This window comes from Actinomyces bouchesdurhonensis (assembly GCF_900128465.1).
Lineage (GTDB): Bacteria > Actinomycetota > Actinomycetes > Actinomycetales > Actinomycetaceae > Pauljensenia > Pauljensenia bouchesdurhonensis.
In genome coordinates this window covers 1-1147 of sequence record NZ_LT635891.1, presented here as the reverse complement: position 1 = coordinate 1147, position 1147 = coordinate 1, and the positions used below count along the sequence as shown (strand labels likewise).

The following is a 1147-nucleotide window of genomic DNA, read 5'->3' as shown; positions in this document are numbered from 1 at the left end:
GTGCTGCTGGGGTTGTTGAGGCTCGTGGCGCGGGTTCGCGTGGTGGTGTCGCCGGGCGTGGTGCTGCTGGTTCTGCGCGTGGGACTACGGGTGGTCGTGATGGTGCTGGTTCTGCGCGTGGTGCTGCTGGGGTTGTTGAGACTCGTGGTGCGGGTTCGCGTGGCGGTGTCGCCGGGCGTGGTGCTGCTGGTTCTGCGCGTGGTGCTGCTGGCGTGGTTGGGTCTGGGTCGAAGGGCCGTGGTAAGAAGAAGGATGAGGCGCGGCGGCGTAACTATGAGGTGGTGCGTGTGGATGGCCTGGATGAGTCCGCTGTTGGTGTGATGGGTGGTGCTGGTAGCGCTGATCAGTTGAGGCCGGTGTGCCGTGATGAGGGTGAGGATTGGTGAGTTTGTAGCGGCGTTTGTGTGGTCGCGTGGGGGGTCGCCCGGGTGTGGGCGGCCCCTGGCGCGATCGGTGCGAGGTCGAACGTGAAACCGCCGCCTGGGTCCACTGGTACAACACCGGGGCTGTAGAGAGACCGGAAAGTGACAACGGTAACCACCCCAGCAAAAGTCGCACGTAATTTAACGCGGTCATTTTTCGAGATAGGCCACAAACGTTGCAATTCCAACGACCACATTTCAATGTCTGAAATATGTGCACGGGAATTACGTGCGACATTACTGGGGAACCAGCCCGATTGGAAGCCGACGCGCGAAACCGCCGCCTGGGTCCACTGGTACAACACCCGCCGCCCCACCTCGCCCTGGGCGGCATCACGCCACAACAAGCAGAAAACCAACACACAACAACACGAAAGGAAGCGGCCTCAACAAGCCTCCACAAAACCCGGGACTTGACACGCCGGGTTCGCGTTCGACGCCCCGCCGGCTGCGCCGGGAGTCAGTCGTGTCAACGGGCCGCGGGACGACGCGTTCTGAATGTGTGCGTGGACGCTGTTACTTCTTGGCGCGTAGCGCCCAGATGAGGGCTGCGAGGCCTGCGAGGGCTAGGACGGTGATGGTGGCGCCCACGCCGATGATGAGGCCCCGCGGCGAAGAAGAGGCGGAGGCGGGAGAAGAATCGTCCGCGGCCTGCGTGGGCGTGGGCGTGAGGGTGAAGGGGTTGACGGGGAGCGTCAGGTCGGTGAACGGGCCGACGGTGCCGT

2 protein-coding genes are annotated in these 1147 nt (G+C 63.8%); one reads left to right on the top strand and one right to left on the bottom strand.

Going from position 1 to position 1147, the window contains the following annotated elements:
* The coding region (locus BQ7477_RS12705) for a hypothetical protein (RefSeq protein WP_200783534.1) at positions 1-321 on the top strand (321 nt) is incomplete at its 5' end.
* Positions 322-938: 617 nt separating this feature from the next.
* Here the strand turns inward: BQ7477_RS12705 and BQ7477_RS11925 are convergent.
* Positions 939-1147 (bottom strand): hypothetical protein (locus tag BQ7477_RS11925; RefSeq protein WP_159430600.1); only part of this gene is annotated, 209 nt, incomplete at its 5' end.